The 16,495-nt window shown below is 68.4% G+C and carries 13 protein-coding genes and 1 other RNA gene; 7 read left to right on the top strand and 7 right to left on the bottom strand.

All coding sequences use genetic code 11. The features are described 5' to 3' along the window. Window positions 1-111 precede the first annotated feature (111 nt). Both rnpB and dapB read left to right on the top strand, forming a co-directional pair. An RNA gene (rnpB, locus tag AC1PZ7_RS06450) (RNase P RNA component class A) lies at window positions 112-493 on the top strand. A gap of 111 nt (window positions 494-604) precedes the next feature. Then, window positions 605-1,414 (top strand): 4-hydroxy-tetrahydrodipicolinate reductase, encoded by an 810-nt coding sequence (dapB, locus tag AC1PZ7_RS06445; RefSeq protein WP_482358668.1) that lies wholly within the window; start codon window positions 605-607, stop codon window positions 1,412-1,414. Window positions 1,415-1,421: 7 nt separating this feature from the next. On the opposite strand, the gene AC1PZ7_RS06440 is transcribed toward dapB, so the two are convergent. The 5 genes from AC1PZ7_RS06440 to pyc form a co-directional block, all read right to left on the bottom strand. After that, window positions 1,422-2,774: an extensin-like domain-containing protein gene (locus AC1PZ7_RS06440; protein ID WP_482358667.1), complete on the bottom strand. Its 1,353-nt coding sequence runs from the start codon at window positions 2,772-2,774 to the stop codon at window positions 1,422-1,424. A 116-nt stretch (window positions 2,775-2,890) separates the two neighbouring features. Next, a complete protein-coding gene (locus AC1PZ7_RS06435) occupies window positions 2,891-4,288 on the bottom strand; it encodes an NAD(P)(+) transhydrogenase (Re/Si-specific) subunit beta (protein WP_482356650.1) in 1,398 nt (465 codons plus the stop codon). Between the two features lie 10 nt (window positions 4,289-4,298). Beyond that, window positions 4,299-4,751 (bottom strand): proton-translocating transhydrogenase family protein, encoded by a 453-nt coding sequence (locus AC1PZ7_RS06430; protein ID WP_482359581.1) that lies wholly within the window; start codon window positions 4,749-4,751, stop codon window positions 4,299-4,301. Between the two features lie 234 nt (window positions 4,752-4,985). Continuing rightward, a complete protein-coding gene (locus AC1PZ7_RS06425; protein WP_482358666.1) occupies window positions 4,986-6,143 on the bottom strand; it encodes a Re/Si-specific NAD(P)(+) transhydrogenase subunit alpha in 1,158 nt (385 codons plus the stop codon). Between the two features lie 37 nt (window positions 6,144-6,180). Beyond that, window positions 6,181-9,648 (bottom strand): pyruvate carboxylase, encoded by a 3,468-nt coding sequence (pyc, locus tag AC1PZ7_RS06420; RefSeq protein ID WP_482358665.1) that lies wholly within the window; start codon window positions 9,646-9,648, stop codon window positions 6,181-6,183. Between the two features lie 441 nt (window positions 9,649-10,089). Between pyc and pyk the strand changes: the two genes are divergently transcribed. After that, window positions 10,090-11,637, top strand: coding sequence for a pyruvate kinase (pyk, locus tag AC1PZ7_RS06415; protein ID WP_482358664.1), 1,548 nt, complete (start codon window positions 10,090-10,092; stop codon window positions 11,635-11,637). Window positions 11,638-11,761: 124 nt separating this feature from the next. Further along, entirely contained in the window at window positions 11,762-12,163 is a 402-nt protein-coding gene (locus AC1PZ7_RS06410; protein WP_482358663.1) for a GFA family protein, read from the top strand. A 4-nt stretch (window positions 12,164-12,167) separates the two neighbouring features. Here the strand turns inward: AC1PZ7_RS06410 and AC1PZ7_RS06405 are convergent, their stop codons facing one another. Beyond that, entirely contained in the window at window positions 12,168-12,680 is a 513-nt protein-coding gene (locus AC1PZ7_RS06405) for a L,D-transpeptidase (protein WP_482358662.1), read from the bottom strand. Window positions 12,681-12,960: 280 nt separating this feature from the next. Here AC1PZ7_RS06405 and AC1PZ7_RS06400 point away from each other — a divergent pair, with 280 nt between their 5' ends. From AC1PZ7_RS06400 to AC1PZ7_RS06390, 3 genes are all read left to right on the top strand, one after another. Then, window positions 12,961-13,134 (top strand): hypothetical protein, encoded by a 174-nt coding sequence (locus tag AC1PZ7_RS06400; protein ID WP_482358661.1) that lies wholly within the window; start codon window positions 12,961-12,963, stop codon window positions 13,132-13,134. A 102-nt stretch (window positions 13,135-13,236) separates the two neighbouring features. Beyond that, window positions 13,237-13,938, top strand: a complete 702-nt coding sequence (locus AC1PZ7_RS06395; RefSeq protein ID WP_482358660.1) for a hypothetical protein — start codon at window positions 13,237-13,239, stop codon at window positions 13,936-13,938. A gap of 234 nt (window positions 13,939-14,172) precedes the next feature. Further along, window positions 14,173-15,342, top strand: coding sequence for an acyltransferase family protein (locus tag AC1PZ7_RS06390; RefSeq protein ID WP_482358659.1), 1,170 nt, complete (start codon window positions 14,173-14,175; stop codon window positions 15,340-15,342). 15 nt (window positions 15,343-15,357) lie between these two features. On the opposite strand, the gene bcsN is transcribed toward AC1PZ7_RS06390, so the two are convergent. After that, window positions 15,358-16,452 (bottom strand): cellulose biosynthesis protein BcsN, encoded by a 1,095-nt coding sequence (bcsN, locus tag AC1PZ7_RS06385; RefSeq protein ID WP_482358658.1) that lies wholly within the window; start codon window positions 16,450-16,452, stop codon window positions 15,358-15,360. Between the last annotated feature and the right edge of the window lie 43 nt (window positions 16,453-16,495).

Raw genomic sequence — 16,495 nt, 5'->3', positions numbered from 1 at the left:
GGTCTCGCATGCGTCCCGGCTTCCGCGCGCGGATCCTCCCGCCGCTCCAATCGACCGCCTTGCCCGCCTGCGCACTTGACGCGCGCCGCCGCCTCCCCCATTGCTCGCCCGCCAGCCGGCCGGACGGCCGCGTCATCCCTCGGGGTGCCGAGGAAAGTCCGGGCTCCACGGAGACACGGTGCCGGATAACGTCCGGCGGGGGTGACCCCAGGGAAAGTGCCACAGAAATCAGACCGCCACGGGTTCGCCCGGGGTAAGGGTGAAACGGTGCGGTAAGAGCGCACCGCGCGACCGGCAACGGAAGCGGCACGGCAAACCCCACCGGGAGCAAAGTCGTATAGGGGTGGCACGAAGCGTCAGCTTCAGGTCCCGTCTTCGGACAGCCGCCCGGGTTGACTGCTCGAGGCGCCAAGCAATTGGCGTCCCAGAGGAATGGCCGTCACGTGGGAGAAATCCCGCCATACAAAACCCGGCTTATAGGCCGGCTGGCACCCTTCGCCCTTCATCCTTTCCCCCGCCTCCGGCGCACCGCCGACAGCGCGGTTTGGCGTGACCGCCCGGGCTTTGCTACTGCTTCGCTCTCCGCCAGCAGAAGGAGCATGCCATGGCGATCCGCATCATTCTCGCCGGCGCCACCGGATGGGTCGGCCGCGCGCTCGTGCCCGCCCTCGCCGCGGCGCCCGATCTCGACCTCGTCGCCGGCGTCGCCCGCTCCCATGCCGGCAAGGATCTCGGCGCCGCGCTCGGCAATGAGGCTACCGGCGTTCCGGTCTTCGCCAGCGTCGAGGACGCCCTCGCGGTGCCCGCCGACGTGCTGATCGACTACACCAAGCCCGGCGTGGTGAAGGCCAATGCCCTCGCCGCCCTGCGGGCCGGACTGGCCGTCGTCATCGGCACGTCGGGCCTCGGCGCCGCCGACTATGCCGAACTCGACGTCGTCGCGCGCGAATGCGAGGCCGGCCTGCTCGCGGCGGGCAATTTCTCCATCACCGCGACGCTGCTGAAGCGCTTCACGCTGGAGGCAGCCAAATACGTCGCCGATGTCGAGCTCATCGACTACGCCTCCGCCGGCAAGCCCGACGCGCCATCGGGCACCGGGCGCGAGCTCGCCGAGGCGCTCGCCGGCATCCGTCAGCCCGCCACCAGCCGCCCGGTGGCGGAGGTCGTCGGCGTCCCGGCGACGCGCGGCGGCGCCTTCGGCGAGGGCCCGCGCGAGGTGCGCGTGCATGCGCTGCGCCTGCCCTCCTTCGTGCTCGGGGTGGAAGCGATCTTCGGCGCGCCGGACGAACGGCTGACCATCCGCCACGACGCCGGCTCGTCCGCCGCGCCCTATGTCGCGGGAACGCTGCTCGCCGCCCGCAAGGTGCGCGGCTGGGTCGGAGTGCGGCGCGGCCTCGACACGCTGCTCGACTGAGCCGCGCTCAATCGGTGCCGGGCGCGGCCTCCGGGACCGGGATCGGGCTGGCGAACTGCCGCTCGCCGGTGAAGGAGCGGACATTGCCGGTCGAGCCGGTCGGCTCGGTGTCGAGCCCCAGCCATTTGGCGAGCGGTATGCTGGCCGGCGGCAGCGGCAGGCCGGGTGGTCGCTGCCGGCTCGGCGCCGTCGCCGGGACTGGCGGGGCCGCCGACGGTACGGGATAGGCCTGCGCCGGATTGCTTTGTGCCGGGTAGCTTTGCGCGGGGTAAGGCTGCGGCGGCGGGCTCTGGGCCGGATAGCTTTCAGCCGGATAGCCTTGGGCGGGATACGGGTCCGCCGGATACCCACCCGTCACAGAAGGATCGCCCGGCGGCGAGAGCACCATCGGCGCGCCGACCGCCTGCGGCGCGGGAAGCGGCGACGCCGATGCCCGCGGGGCGGGCGCCGCCGGGAGGCGGGCCGGCGCCATCTGCGCCTCGACCGGGCGGGCGCGGGCCGGAGCGGCGGCGACCGGCGCGGCGCCATAGCCGTCCTCCGGATCATAGCCTTCCTCGACCTCCTGCTCGGTCTCGACCGGGGTTTCGTAGCCGCCCGGCGCCGACGACAGCGGCGCGGCGCCCCACGGCGCCCCGAAGAGTGGCGCCTTGTAGGGCGGAGCCTTGTAGACCGGCAGATGGGGCGGGGTCGGGCGCTGCGCCGCCGGCTTGCAGGTCGTGCTGCCGGAGGCCCGCCGCATCAGGTCGATGTGGATGTGGTCGTAGTGATAGACGTTGGAACCCGGCGCCAGCACCACGGTGAAGCGCTCGCAGGCATCCGCCTGCACCGTACGCAGGAAGCCGCGCTCATCGGCGCTGCCCTTCCAGCCCTTCTTCACCGAAATCTCGCGCCCGTCGGCCAGCACGAAGCCGCCAATGTCGAGCCCGTTGCCGAAGGCGTGCTCAGAAATCTTCCCCGACCGCGCGCCATTCATGCGCCGGCAGGAATAGGACGACATCTGCTTCACCTTTACCACCGGCTGGCCGAACCAGGCCATGGCGGCGCGCTGCACGTCCTGCGACAGCCACTGGTCGACGGCCGAGGTCATCGGGCAGGCGAGCGTCGCGCGCGGCGCAACCTCGACGGATCCTTCGGCGAAGGCAGTGATGCGGAAAGGATGATCCATGCCGCAGGTGCCGGCGCCGTCGAGGGCGCGACCCTGCACGATGAAAGCGGAGGGCTTCACGAGGCCCCCCGCCAGACACCGTTCCTCAGCTTCCGTGCGCCAGGGTTCGCGCTGATCGAACAGCCCGAACTTGCAGCCGGAAAGCCCCAGAAGGACGAGCGGGGCTACGAGAAACCAGGATACGCCGCGCGCCATGGAAAGACGCTAGCCGGACTTGGTTGACAGCCGGTTAAGCGCAGGCGGCGACGGCGCGAGAAAAAGAAAACGGCCGGAGAAGACCTCCGGCCGCTTCATTTGAATTTAGAACCGATTTACAGGTTTTTGACGATGTCCTCGACCATTTTCTTTGCGTCGGCGAAGAGCATCATGGTGTTGTCGCGGAAGAACAGCTCGTTCTCGACGCCGGCATAGCCGGCGGCCATGCCGCGCTTGATGAACAGCACGGTCTTGGCCTTCTCCACGTCGAGGATCGGCATGCCGTAGATCGCCGACGTCGGGTCGGTCTTGGCCGCCGGGTTGGTCACGTCGTTGGCGCCGATCACGAAGGCCACGTCGGCTTGAGCGAACTCCGAGTTGATGTCCTCCAGCTCGAACACCTCGTCATAGGGAACATTGGCTTCCGCCAGCAGCACGTTCATGTGCCCGGGCATACGCCCCGCCACCGGGTGGATGGCGTATTTCACCTCGACGCCCTCCTCCTTCAGACGGTCCGCCATCTCGCGCAGCGCGTGCTGCGCCTGCGCCACCGCCATGCCGTAGCCCGGCACGATGATCACCTTCGACGCGTTCTTCATGATGAACGCCGCGTCCTCGGCCGAGCCCTGCTTCACCGGCCGGCTCTCCACCGCGCCCGCCGGACCCGCCGCTGCGTCGCCGCCGAAGCCGCCCAGGATCACCGACACGAAGCTCCGGTTCATCCCCTTGCACATGATGTAGCTCAGGATCGCGCCCGAGGAGCCCACCAGCGCACCGGTGATGATCAGCGCCGTGTTGCCCAGCGTGAAGCCGATGCCCGCCGCCGCCCAGCCCGAATACGAGTTCAGCATCGACACCACCACCGGCATGTCGGCGCCGCCGATCGGGATGATCAGCAGCCCGCCGAACACCAGGCTGGCCAGCACGATCAGCCAGAACACCGTGTGGCTCTCGGTCAGCGTCAGCACCACCACCAGAACCACGATGGCCAGCGCCAGCGCGATGTTGATGACGTGGCGCGCCGGCAGCAGGATCGGCTTGCCCGACATGTTGCCGTTCAGCTTGGCGAAGGCGATCACCGAACCTGTGAAGGTGATGGCGCCGATCGCCACGCCGAGGCTCATCTCGATCAGTGCCTGCGCGTGGATATGGCCGGGATCGCCGATGCCGAACGCCGCCGGCGCGTACAGCGCCGCCGCCGCCACCATCACCGCCGACAGGCCGACCAGCGAGTGGAACGCCGCCACCAGTTGCGGCATCTGCGTCATCGCGATCTTGCGCGCGATCACCGCCCCGGCGCCGCCGCCGATGATGAGCCCGCCGAGCACCAGCGCCCAGCCGCCCAGACCCGCCGGCGGCGAGGAGGCCAGCGTCGTGGCGATGGCGATCGCCATGCCCACCATGCCGAACAGATTGCCCTGGCGGGACGTCACCGGGCTCGACAGCCCGCGCAGCGCCAGGATGAACAGGACCCCCGAGACGAGGTAGAGGAGCGCGACCAGATTGGCGTTCATCGGGGCGCCCTCACTTCTTCTTCGAGTACATGGCGAGCATCCGGCTGGTCACCAGGAACCCGCCGAAGATGTTCACCGACGCCAGCACCAGGCCGACAAAGCCGAAGCCCCGCGCCCATTCCGTGCCGTCCGCCACCGTGTCCACGCCCACCGCCAGCAGCGCCCCCACCACGATCACCGAGGAGATCGCGTTGGTCACGCTCATCAACGGCGTGTGCAGCGCCGGCGTCACCGACCACACCACGTAGTAGCCCACGCACACCGCCAGCACGAAGATGGCGAGGCGGAACACGAACGGGTCGATCGCCCCGCCCGTCAGCGCATGCGCCGCCGTGCCCGCCACATCGCCCGCGATCTCCGCATAGCTCTGCGCCGCGGCATCCGCATAGGCCCGCGCCGCCTCGGCGGCCTGGCGCGCCACTTCCGCCGCCATGCGCGCGCCTTCCGCCGCGTTCTGCGCCATCGCGTCCCCGCTCGGCGCGTTCTGGGCGAGTATCACGCCCCCTGCCGGATTGGCCATTTCCTCAATTCCCTTTGGATCTCGAAGGTCGCCCGAGGCAACCCATGGGCTTGCTGTTTCCTGAACCGCATGGCGAGAACGTCATCCCGGCCGGCGCCAAGGCGCAGAGCCGGGAGCGTCGCCTGAGTGGCACGCGCTCCCGCAGCGGCCTGCCGCCGTCCGGGAGGACGGCGCTCCTCAAGCCGCCGGCGAAACCTCCGAAGCCGGCGCGAACCCCGGATGCACCACCGCGCCGTCCCTGGTCAGCAGCGTCGCCTTCACCAGCTCGTCGTCCCACTTCACCGCGAGGCTCTTCGTGCCCTTGTCCACCAGCGTCTCGACGAAGGCGTACAGGTTCTTGGCGTAGAGCTGCGACGCCGTCGCCGCCAGCCGCCCCGGAACGTTCAGGTGCCCGACGATCTTCACGCCATTGGCCGTCGTCGCCACCTCGCCGGGGACCGCCCCTTCGACATTGCCGCCGCGCTCCACCGCCAGGTCGATGATGACCGAGCCCGGCTTCATCGACGCCACCATCTCGCCCGACACCAGCTTCGGCGCCGCACGCCCGGGGATCAGCGCCGTGGTGATCACGATGTCCTGCTTGGCGATGTGGCTCGCCACCAGCGCCGCCTGCTTCTGCTGATACTCGCCCGACATCGCCTTGGCGTAGCCGCCCGACGTCTCCGCCTGCTTGAACTCCTCGTCCTCCACCGCGATGAACTTGGCGCCCAGGCTCTCCACCTGCTCCTTCGCCGCCGGGCGCACATCGGTCGCCGACACCACCGCGCCCAGACGCCGCGCCGTGGCGATCGCCTGCAGCCCCGCAACGCCCGCGCCCATCACGAACACCCGCGCCGCCGGAACCGTGCCCGCCGCCGTCATCATCATCGGAAACGCCCGGCCGAACTCCGCGCTCGCGTCGATCACCGCCCGGTAGCCCGCCAGGTTCGCCTGGCTGGACAGCACGTCCATCACCTGCGCCCGGGTGATGCGCGGCATCAGCTCCATCGCGAAGGCCGACACCCCCGCCTTGGCCAGCGCCTCGAGCTCCTTCTCATGCCCGTGCGGGTCCATGATCGCGATCACCAGCGCCCCGGGGTTCGCCCCCTTCAGCGCCGCCGCCGCCGGACGGCGCACGCACAGCACGATGTCCGCCCCCGCGACCGCCGCGGCGTTGTCCGCCACCACCCGCGCGCCCGCACCCTCATACTCCCCGTCGCCAATCCCAGAGGCCACACCAGCCCCCGACGACACGACAACCTCAGCTCCCAATCCGACATAACGACGAACCGTGTCGGGGGAGCCCCCGACACGCGGTTCGACGGATGGGTCTTCCTTCAGTATCGACAAGCGCATTGCCTTCCTCCCAAGAAGGTCGTTAGTCGGTTATTCTTCAGTCTTCCAAGACGACGAGCAGATCCTTGGCGTCGATCGCATTGCCGGGCGACACCAGGATCTCCTGCACCGTGCCGTCGCGCGGGGCGTGGATCGCCGTCTCCATCTTCATCGCCTCGATGGTCAGCAGCACGTCGCCGGCCTTGACCGCCTGCCCGCTCAGCACGCCGAGCGAGGAGATGGTGCCCGGCATCGGCGCGGCGACGTGGAACTCGTTGCCCTCCTCCGCCTTGCGGCGGCTGGCGACCTTCGGCACCGCGTCGCGGTCGGCCACCAGGATCATCCGCGGCTGGCCGTTGAGCTCGAAGAACACCTCGACCAGACCGTCGTCGCGCGTCTCGCCAAGAGCGGTCAGGCGTACCAGCAATGTCTTGCCGCGCTCGATCTCGACCGTCGTCTCGTCGCCGGGCTTCATGCCATAGAAGAACACGGGCGTGGACAGCGTCGAGACCGGCCCGAACTTCACCACCACCGGCGCGAAGTCGGAGAACACCTTCGGGTACATCAGATAGGAGGCCAGCTCCTTGTCGGTGGCGGTGCGGCCAAGCATCTTGGAGACGTCCGCCCGCTCCGCTTCGAGGTCGGCGTCCTCGATGAGCGAGCCGTAGCGCACGGTGATCGGCGGCTCGCCCTTCAGCGCCTTGCGCTGCAGCGCCTCCGGCCACCCTCCCAGCGGCTGCCCGTACTCGCCGTGCAGCATCGCCACCGCCGAGGCGGGGAACGCCACGTCGCGCTTCGGGTCCAGCACGTCGGCGGCGGAAAGCCCTTGGCTCACCATCATCAGCGCGAGATCGCCCACCACCTTGGAGGAGGGCGTGACCTTGATGATGTCACCGAACAGGTCGTTGGCGTCGCGATAGGCCTTCGCCACCTCGTGCCAGCGGCTCTCCAGCCCCATGGAGCGCGCCTGTTCCTTGAGATTGGTGAACTGGCCGCCGGGCATTTCGTGCAGATAGACTTCCGAGGCCGGCCCCTTGAGGTCGCTCTCGAAGGCGGCGTACTGGGCGCGCACGCCTTCCCAGTAGAAGCTGATGCGCCGGATCGCCTCCGGGTCGAGCCCGGTGTCGCGCTCCGAGCCGCGCAGCGCCTCGACGATGGAGCCCAGGCACGGCTGCGAGGTCATGCCGGACATGGCGTCCATGGCGAGGTCGACCGCGTCGACGCCCGCCTCCACCGCCGCCAGAACCGAGGCGCCGGCGACGCCCGACGTATCGTGGGTGTGGAAGTGGATCGGCAGGCCGATCTCTTCCTTGAGCGCCTTGAACAGCACCCTGGCGGCAGCGGGCTTGACCAGGCCGCCCATGTCCTTGAGCCCGAGGACGTGGATGCCGGTCTTCTCCAGCTCCTTGGCCATCGAAACGTAGTACTTCAGATTGTACTTCGAGCGGTCGGGGTCGTTGAGGTCGCCGGCGTAGCAGATCGCGCCCTCGACCAGCTTGCCGGTCTTCAGCGCCTCGTCGATCGAGACGCGCATGTTCTCGATCCAGTTGAGGCAGTCGAAGACGCGGAAGATGTCCATGCCGGCATCCGCCGCCTGGCGGATGAAGAAGCGCACGACATTGTCGGGATAATTGGCGTAGCCGACACCGTTGGCGCCGCGTACCAGCGTCTGGGTCAGGATGTTCGGCACGCTCTCGCGGATCTTCGCCAGCACCTCCCACGGATCTTCCGAGAGGAAGCGCATGGAGACGTCGAAGGCGGCGCCGCCCCAGCATTCGAGCGATAGCAGGCCCGGCAGGCCGCGCGCGTAGGAATCCGCCACCTTCGCGATGTCATGGGCGCGCATGCGGGTGGCGAGCAGCGACTGGTGCGCGTCGCGCATGGTCGTGTCGGTGACGAGCACGCGCTTCTGCGCCAGCATCCAGTCGGCGAAGCCCTTGGGGCCGAGCGCGTCGAGAAGCTGCCGGGTGCCGGGGGCCGGCGCGTTGAGGAAGGCCGGCGGCTCGGGGATGCGGGCGGTGGCGGAGGGCTTCGCGCGGCCTTTCACCTCCGGGTGGCCGTTCACCGTCACGTCGGCGATCCAGGCCAGCAGCTTGGTAGCGCGGTCGCGACGGCCGCCGAAGTCGAACAGCTCCGGCGTCGTGTCGATGAAGCGCGTGGTGTAGCGGCAGGCGGTGAAGTCCGGATGCGTCAGCACGTTCTCGAGGAACGGCAGGTTCGTCGCCACGCCGCGGATGCGGTATTCGCGCAGCGCCCGGTACATGCGGGCGATGACCTCGTCGCTGGAGGGCGCCCAGGCGGTCACCTTCTCCAGCATCGGGTCGTAGAAGCGCGTCACCACCGCGCCGGAATAGGCGGTGCCGCCGTCGACGCGGATGCCGAAGCCCATCGCGCCGCGATAGGCGGTGATGCGGCCATAGTCCGGAATGAAGTTGTTCTCTGGATCCTCGGTGGTGATCCGGCACTGCATGGCATGGCCGTTAAGGCGGATCTCGTCCTGCGGCGGGATGCCGGTCTCGGCGACGGAGCCGATATGACCGCCTTCGAGAATCCTGATCTGCGCCTTGATGAGGTCGAGGCCGGTGACGACCTCGGTCACGGTGTGCTCGACCTGGATGCGCGGATTGACCTCGATGAAATAGTAGGCGCCGGTATCAGCATCCATCAGGAACTCGACCGTGCCGGCGCCGATGTAGTCGGTCGCCCTGCCGATGGCGAGCGCGGCGTCGGTCAGGCCCTTGCGGGTCGCCGCGTCGACATAAGGCGCGGGCGCGCGCTCGATGACCTTCTGGTTGCGGCGCTGGATCGAGCAGTCGCGCTCGAACACATGCACGAGGTTGCCATGGGTGTCGCCGAGGATCTGCACCTCGACATGGCGGGCGTGGCGGACCAGTTTCTCGAGATAGACCTCGTCCTTGCCGAAGGCAGCCTTGGCCTCGCGCCTTGCCGTCATGACGGCATCCAGCAGCTTGTCCTCGGCCTCGATGGGCCGCATGCCGCGCCCGCCGCCGCCCCAGCTCGCCTTGAGCATGACGGGGTAGCCGACCTTGCGGGCCGCCGCCAGCACCGCCTCGGGGTCATCGGGCAGCGGCTCGGTCGCCGGCATTACCGGCACGCCGACGGAGATGGCGAGGTTTCGCGCGGCGACCTTGTTGCCGAGCGTGCGCATGGTCCGCGCCGTGGGGCCGATGAAGATGATGCCCGCCTCTTCGCAGGCCTCGGCGAATTCCGGGCTCTCGGAGAGGAAACCGTAGCCGGGATGAATGGCGTCGACCTTGGCTTCCCTGGCGACGCGGATCACCTCGTCGATGGAAAGATAGGCGTCGATGGGCCCGAGCGGCTTTTCGAGCCACGGTCCGCGCCCGACGAGATAAGCCTCATCCGCCTTGAAGCGGTGGAGCGACAGCTTGTCCTCCTCCGCATAGATGGCGACGGTCGAGATGCCGAGCTCGGTCGCGGCGCGGAAAACGCGGATGGCGATCTCGGATCGGTTTGCGACGAGGAGCTTCTTTATCTTGCGCGTCATGGCGTGGCGTCACCCGTGGTTGCGGTCTGCGAATATTGGAAACTCGAAACCTGCATCCTGCTGCGGACCAAACGGGGCGCCTCGCCTGCCTGCCGCTGCCGGACTCGGCGGACGGTCAATGCATCAGCCATGCCGGATCCCATGACAGGATACCGGCGCTCCGGCAGATGCCGCATGCGTGACATGATTATTGGTATACAGAATTCCGAATGCCAGCAAGACGTTTCAGTCGCCGCCGCTCCCGCACGGGCCGACGGCACCGGGCCGGCTGGAGATCAAACCCCTGCCCTTACGACATCACTTGTGAGGTATCCCGCCCTCGGCGTCGCGAAAGGGACACGCTGCGGTGCAAGATAACATCCGGAAGACAGAACTAGACTTTTGGTTCATATGAGGACCCGCTGGTGCTGCGCATCGGCGAGCCCACCGACGGAGGAAATCATGGTTAGCAGGCGTGGACGCGCGACCAAAATCGTGGCGACGCTGGGTCCGGCGTCTTCGAGTCCGGAGATGATCAAGGCGCTGTACGAGGCCGGGGTCGACGTGTTCCGGCTGAATTTCAGCCACGGCACCCAGGAAAACCACGGCCGCGTGCTGGCCTCCGTGCGTGCGCTCGAAAAGGAGGTTCGCCGGCCGATCGGCGTGCTCGCCGACCTTCAGGGCCCGAAGCTGCGCCTCGGCCGCTTCGTCGACGGCTTCATCAACCTGACCGCCGGCACCACCATCCGCTTCGATACCGACCCGACGCCGGGCGACGAGAAGCGCGTGTCCATCCCGCACCCGGAGATCCTCGAAGCCCTGCACGAAGGCTCTACCGTGCTGCTCGACGACGGCAAGGTGCGCGTGCGCGTGGTGAAGAAGGGCGCCGGCTATATCGACGCCGAAGTGGTCGCCGGCAACAAGCTGTCGAACAATAAGGGCTTCAACGTCCCCGACGTGCTGCTGCCGGTCTCGGCGCTCACCGACAAGGACCGCTCCGACCTGTTCTTCGCCCTCGACCTCGGCGTCGAGTGGATCGCGCTCTCCTTCGTGCAGCGCCCCGAGGACGTGATCGAGGCCAAGGAGCTGATCCAGGGCCGCGCCCAGATCAACCTCAAGCTGGAGAAGCCGCTCGCGGTCGAGCGCCTCACCCGACTCACCGAGCTGTCCGACAGCATCATGGTGGCGCGCGGCGATCTCGGCGTCGAGCTGTCGCTGCCGGAGATCCCGGCGCTGCAGAAGCGCGTCATCCGCGAATCTCGCCGCCTCGGCAAGCCGGTGATCGTGGCGACGCAGATGCTCGAATCGATGATCAGCGCGCCGGTGCCGACCCGCGCCGAGGTGTCCGACGTCGCCACCGCCGTCTATGACGGCGCCGACGCGGTGATGCTTTCCGCCGAGAGCGCGGCCGGCCAGTATCCGGTCGAAGCCGTGGCGATGATGGACCAGATCATCAAGCAGGTGGAATGCGATCCGGGCTACCGCTCGATCATCGAATCGCAGCGCCCCGAGGAAGGCCATTCGGTCGCCGACGCGGTGACCCAGGCCGCCTATCACGCGGCGCTGTCGACCAATGCGGCGGCCATCGTCACCTACACCCTCTCCGGCACGACGACGCTGCACGCTGCGCGCGAGCGCCCGCGCATCCCGATCATCGGCATTGCCAGCCAGCTCTCCACCGCCCGCCGCCTCGTCATGTCCTATGGCGTTCACGTCGTGCACGCGCCGGAGGAAATCCACACCTTCGGCGAGATGGCCGCCAAGGCGACGCAGGTGACGGTGGAGCACGGCTTTGCCACCGAGGGCGACCTCATCGCCATCACCGCCGGCGTGCCCTTCGCCACCCCCGGCACCACCAACGTGCTGCGCCTCGTCACCATCGACAAGTCGATGGTCCAGCGCACGCCGCGTCCGGAAGAGGCGGGCGACACGATGCGCCCGCGCGCCGCGGCCCTGAAGGCGGACGACGCCGTCCTGCGCTCCGCCCCGGTCGCGCCGAAGGCGGACTGACGGGCTTCTGCCGCCGTCCCGCCGCCAGAACAGAAAAGCCCGGCTCCGGCCGGGCTTTTTTATTGTGCGGGCGCCGCTGATCTGTCGCACTGGATAGCCAAGACCTCGAACCCGCGAGATCACGATGAAACTATCCGGCGGCTGCAACTGCGGACAGGTCCGCTTCGAGATCGACGGCGAGCCCCTGCGCGTCGGCATCTGTCATTGCGAGACCTGCCGCAAGCAGTCCGGCTCGGCCTTCTCCTTCTTCGGCATTTGGCCACGGGCCAGCGTCACCCTGTCGGGAGAGCTGCGATGCTGGCAATGCCGGGCGGGCGGCGAACGCTTCTGCCCGAATTGCGGCTCGGCGCTGTTCTGCTGGGAGGAAGGCTCCGGCGAGATCGAGATCAAGCTCGGCACGCTGGACGACCCGCCCAGCGCGCTGGTGCCGAGCTACGAGCTCTGGACCTTCCGCCGTGAGCCGTGGCTGGCGCCCCAGAAAGGCGCCGGGCAGCACATCAGGGATCGTGCGAAGCCCGGCGATTGACGCCTCAGGGCAGCATCACCACCGGCGTTCCGATGCCGACGCGGCCGAACAGGTCGATGATGTCGTCATTGTGCATGCGCACGCAGCCATAGGACGCGAAGGTGCCGATGGATTTCGGCCGGTTGGTGCCGTGGATCGCGTATTGCCCGCCCCCCGACAGCGTCATGGCCCGGGCGCCCATCGGATTTTCGGGCGAACCTCCGGCAATGACCTCGGGCAGCTTCGGATTGTCGCGCTTGATCTCGGCCGGCGGCGACCATGCCGGCCGGACATACTTGCCGTTGATCCGCGCTTGCCCCTGCCACTGCTTGCCCCGACGCCCCACCGCCACCGGATAGCGGATCGCCTTTCCGGACCCCACGACGAGGTAGAGGCGGCGCTCCTTGGTGCTGATGACGATGGTGCCCGGGCCATAGCCGGGCTTGTCGAACGACACCGTCTCGCGCGCCCAGCCCGGAGCGGACGGCAGAATCAGCCCCGCAATCGCGACGAGGCAGAACGATATGCGACGCAACATGGGTCGGGTCCCCTGCGAAATCACTGGCCCGGGTGGGGTCGATGGCCGCGTGATACCAGAATTGCACGCGACGAACCGCATCCGACGTGCCCTTTTACCGTCATCGCCCCAGCCTCCGCGCTATTTTTGCAACAGTGGAAGAAAACTCGGGGGCGCAACCTCAGCGGCGCTTTTGCGTCAATTGCACCCGCCTCACAGACGGGTTACTCATTATTGTAACAAGAGCTCAAGGTCGCAGCTCCAGCTCTCGGCATTCTTTGTTAACAGAAGGTAATCGCGCATGATCAAGTCTCTCCTCGTGGTCTCTGCCTCGCTTTTCATCATGGGTGCCGCTGTGGCCGCCGACCTCCCGCAGCCCCAGCCGGTTCCGGTCGACGCTGCCCCGATCGGCAAGGCTCCGGTTGGCAAGGCTCCGGTCGGCAAGGCTCCCGAGCCGATCGTTACCAAGGGCTGATGCGCGTCTGGCACGCACCTCGATCTCATGGTGTGCTTGACATGACCGCGGCTGGCTCGTTCCTTCGCGCGATCTGATCGAGAGAAGCGACGGGGTGTCGTGATGAATGCGATTTCAAACATTGTGAAACGCCACTGCATCGCAGTGGCGTTTTGCGCGTCGGCGGCCCTCGCCGGCAGCGCGCTGCCGGCAGCGGCCGTCGTTGACGGTTCCGATGCCGCCACCACGCCTCAGGCCGCATCGACGCCCACCGCATCCGGCACCCGCCCGAAGGTGAGCGCGGCACTGGCCAGCACCGGGACGAAGCCCGGCTCCTCGGAGGCCGCAGCCTCCGGCACACCGGCTCCCGGTCCCTATTACGTCGATTTCCGCGCCCGCACCGCCGCGACCTATGGCCATGCCTTCATCTGGTACGGCAAGTCGACCGAGCGCGCCGTGGACGTGGCCGGACTGCATCCCGCGACCGACAGCCCGGTGCCCTATGTCCTCGGGCATTTCATGTGGGTGCAGTCGGAGACGGGCGCCAGCTATGGCGATCTCGACGAGCAGTATCTAACCGCCAATTACCGCGTCTATCTGAGCGAGGAAGACGCGCCGAAGGTCTTCGCCTATATCCAGAAGCTGCAGAAGACGACGCCGTTCTGGAACGCGACGACCACCAACTGCACCTGGTTCATCGGCAACATCGCCAGCTTCATGGGCCTCAAGACTCCCTCGCACCTGATGGTGCCGGAGGAATATGTGAACGAGCTCAAGAAGATGAATGGCGGGCGCGACATGGCGCGCCTCTCGCCCAACCCGTAAGGCGTCCGCGCCGCGCGCCATCGTCGGCGTTCCGTCGATGGCGCCGTGCCGAGACGCTCCCTGCCGGGGATGTTTCGGAATGCCGGCGCCGCGTTCGCACGGCGCTATCCGCCGCGCCGCCGGCCCAAGACAATTGGCGGGCGGTAACCGGCGCGAAGCGCGGCATCCGACGCCCCTCCGCGACGCCGGTCATTCCCGCCGCCCCTGACTGTCCCCGCGATGCGAGGGCTTCCAATGCCGCTGCGCACCACCGAACTCCCGCCAGTCGCCACAGCTCCCGCGTTCCCCACCGCCTCCCGCCGCGTCACCTGCCTCGATGGGCTGCGCGGGGTCGCCGCCTGCGCGGTGGTGGCGTTTCATTTCTTCTACGCCTTCACTCCCGCCCTCTTCGCCGACAAGGCGCGCACCGGCTTCACCCTGTTCGACACCCCGCTCGCGGTGCTGTGGAACGGTCATTTCGCCGTCGCGATCTTCTTCGTGCTCTCGGGCTTCGTGCTCGCCGCCTCGGCGCCGGGCAGCGCGCGCGAGGCGCCGCTGATGATCGGTTTGCGCTATCTGCGCCTTGGCGTGCCGGCACTCGCCTCGTCCGTGCTCGCCTGGGCCTGGCTGGTCGGCTTCCCCGAGGCGGCACGCGACGTGCAGGCCATCACCGGCAGCCCCTGGTTCCGCTGGACCTACCAGTCACCCATTCCGCCGCTCACCCAGGCGGTCTGGGAGGGTGGCGTCGGCGTGTTCCTCGACGGCACCACCCGCTTCAACAACCCGCTCTGGACCATGCAGGCGGAGTTCTTCGGCTCGCTTCTCATCTACGGGTCCTATGCCGTGCTGCGCGGCCCGGCGCGGCCGGTCGCCATGGCGCTCGGCCTCGTCGGCTTCACGGCGATCGGCCTGTTCTATCTCGCCGCCTTCTGCGGCGGCGCGCTGGTCCATGAGCAGCGGCACCGGGTGCGCGACCATGCGCTCGGCGGCAGCCTGCTCGGCCTCGCCGGGCTGATCCTCGGCGCCACCTATCCCGGGCACGCCGGCGGCGGCGGCCTGCTGGCGACGTTTCAGTCATGGCTCGGCGCCGATGGCCCACGGCAGGTCGGGGCGATACTGGTGATGGTGTCGATCCTCATCACCCCGCCGCTGCGCCGTTTCTTCGAGACGGCGCCGCTGCAGCGGCTGGGGGAACTCTCCTTCCCCATCTACCTCGTGCATGTCCCGCTGATCGTGGCGCCCGCCTGCTTCGTCTTCGCGGCGTTCGCCCCACTCTCCCCGGCGGCTCTGGCCGGGCTGTTCGCGCTCACCTGCCTGGCCACGCTGGCGCTCGGCATGGCGTTCCTCGTCACGGTGGAACGGCCGCTGTTGGTGGCGCTCAAGGCGATCCGCACACGCAGCCGCGCACGGCTCGCCGCTCTCTGAACCAGAACATCCCGCCTATTGCGCGGGCGTGGGATAGCTGCCCGCGCCCGGCACCAGCCGCACCGGATCGCCGGCCGCGGCACCGGTGGCCGAGGTCGGCCCGGCGGCGGGCGCGACGCCGGGAAGCGTCGGCGGTGCCGAGAAGGGCGAGTTCTGCGTGCTTGAGCGCACCGGCCGCGCGGGCGCCTGGTCGACGACGGCACCGGCCGGCGGCGAACCCTGGATCACGTTGGGCCGGGTCGACGGCGCCAGCTGCGACGAGGTCGCCGGACCGGGCACCTGCGGATAGCCCTCGTAGGGATCGACCAGGTTCCCCTGCGGCTGACCGGTCTGGTACAGCGTCTCGGGCTGCGGAACGGCGCTGCCATAACGCGGCCGCGAACGCCGCGGCGCCGCCGGCGCGGGCGCCGCGACGGTCTCTTCCGGCCCCATCCAGCCATCCAGCACCGTGCCGTCGCCCTGCAGGCCGGAGGGATAAGCCAGCGGCCCGCCGATGCGGCCAAGCCCCTCCGGCTCGCCCATCGGCCGGCCATAGGGCTGCCAGACATAGGGAAGGAAGTAGCCGTTGATCGAATAACGGTACATGACGCGCAGCAGGTCCTGCTCGGTAGCGCCGATCTGGCACAGCCGCAGCCGGATCGAGAGCACGCCGCGATCGCGCAGGAAGAAGTTCATCGGCACCTGCGACTGGATACGCTGCCAGCCATAGATGCAAAGCTCGCCGCCGCCGGCATTGCCGATCGCGTAGTTGAACGGCCCGTAGCGGTTCTGCACGAAGTAGTTCGAGACATACATCGACACGCCGGGCATGCGATCGAGCATCTCCTGCTCGATCACTTCCTCGTTCAGGAAGTCGTCCTGGCGCAGGTTCTCCCAGCCGGTACGATCCTTCACCGGGCCGAAGAACACGGTGTAGATGGCGTTCTGGCCCCGCGAATGGGAATTCGTCCCGAGAATGATTTCCTGCTCGATCGCGTTGAGATAGGTCGTCTGCACGACCGCAACCACCGGCGGCGTCGAACCGGGCTCGGGCAGCACGAGCGCGTCGGCGACCTCGACCTCGGTGGCGAGATTCGCGACCTTCGGATTCTGTCCGCGCCACGGATACATGCCGCACCCGGCCGCGAGCAGCGCAACGGACGCGGCCAGACTT

This window comes from Ancylobacter sp. TW_SC_1 (genome assembly GCF_056836805.1).
The sequence above is the reverse complement of the archived record's forward strand: the minus strand, read 5'-3'. Positions and strand labels throughout refer to the sequence as shown.

Excerpts from the sequence above, each read along its gene's own strand:
- pyc (WP_482358665.1), bottom strand. The coding sequence starts at position 9,648 with ATGACGCGCAAGATAAAGAAGCTCCTCGTCGCAAACCGATCCGAGATC.
- dapB (WP_482358668.1), top strand. The coding sequence starts at position 605 with ATGGCGATCCGCATCATTCTCGCCGGCGCCACCGGATGGGTCGGCCGC.
- pyk (WP_482358664.1), top strand. The coding sequence starts at position 10,090 with ATGGTTAGCAGGCGTGGACGCGCGACCAAAATCGTGGCGACGCTGGGT.
- AC1PZ7_RS06400 (WP_482358661.1), top strand. The coding sequence starts at position 12,961 with ATGATCAAGTCTCTCCTCGTGGTCTCTGCCTCGCTTTTCATCATGGGT.
- AC1PZ7_RS06440 (WP_482358667.1), bottom strand. The coding sequence starts at position 2,774 with ATGGCGCGCGGCGTATCCTGGTTTCTCGTAGCCCCGCTCGTCCTTCTG.
- AC1PZ7_RS06395 (WP_482358660.1), top strand. The coding sequence starts at position 13,237 with ATGAATGCGATTTCAAACATTGTGAAACGCCACTGCATCGCAGTGGCG.
- bcsN (WP_482358658.1), bottom strand. The coding sequence starts at position 16,452 with ATGTATCCGTGGCGCGGACAGAATCCGAAGGTCGCGAATCTCGCCACC.
- AC1PZ7_RS06435 (WP_482356650.1), bottom strand. The coding sequence starts at position 4,288 with ATGAACGCCAATCTGGTCGCGCTCCTCTACCTCGTCTCGGGGGTCCTG.
- AC1PZ7_RS06425 (WP_482358666.1), bottom strand. The coding sequence starts at position 6,143 with ATGCGCTTGTCGATACTGAAGGAAGACCCATCCGTCGAACCGCGTGTC.
- AC1PZ7_RS06390 (WP_482358659.1), top strand. The coding sequence starts at position 14,173 with ATGCCGCTGCGCACCACCGAACTCCCGCCAGTCGCCACAGCTCCCGCG.
- AC1PZ7_RS06410 (WP_482358663.1), top strand. The coding sequence starts at position 11,762 with ATGAAACTATCCGGCGGCTGCAACTGCGGACAGGTCCGCTTCGAGATC.
- AC1PZ7_RS06430 (WP_482359581.1), bottom strand. The coding sequence starts at position 4,751 with ATGGCGCAGAACGCGGCGGAAGGCGCGCGCATGGCGGCGGAAGTGGCG.
- AC1PZ7_RS06405 (WP_482358662.1), bottom strand. The coding sequence starts at position 12,680 with ATGTTGCGTCGCATATCGTTCTGCCTCGTCGCGATTGCGGGGCTGATT.